This is a genomic window from Citrobacter sp. Ce119 (genome assembly GCF_030334525.1).
Classification (GTDB): domain Bacteria; phylum Pseudomonadota; class Gammaproteobacteria; order Enterobacterales; family Enterobacteriaceae; genus Citrobacter; species Citrobacter europaeus.
This window is the reverse complement of record NZ_JAOWDR010000029.1, coordinates 1-431: the sequence shown is the minus strand read 5'-3', so window position 1 is coordinate 431 and position 431 is coordinate 1. Positions and strand designations below refer to the sequence as shown.

1 protein-coding gene is annotated in these 431 nt (G+C 43.4%); it reads right to left on the bottom strand.

Annotated elements, in window-relative coordinates:
* On the bottom strand, positions 1-431 hold a 431-nt coding region (locus OGV80_RS02195; RefSeq protein WP_353654545.1), incomplete at both ends, for a DUF6708 domain-containing protein.

Here is a 431-nt window from a genome sequence, read left to right as displayed (position 1 = left end):
ACCGGCCAGTCTATCCACGGATTCCAGCTGCTGCGGTGATGTTCGTAAATATAGACTTTCTGCCGCTTACGGTTTAGGCGTACAGGCGTACCGCGTGGCGTGTGATAGGTCATTCTGATCAATAGTTTAAATAAAGAAATAAAGAAAAATAATGCTAACAATGATACTAAAGAAATTCTTACATCCCATCCGAATAGAACAGGATTAATTAAATAATAAATTATAAATGGCACTAGAAGAAAGGCAAAAATATCGCCGCCGCCCCATGAGATCTGATTCTCATAACGGGGAATTTCCAGCCAGATATCATTCTTTTCGTTCAGCCAGATAGCATTGGCTTCAACATCGTGTTCCAGCCACTGAACCGGCAGATCCTCCTGCCATCTTTCCGCCTGCGGGATCAGTACGGAACGGCGATAGAAAGGGTTTTT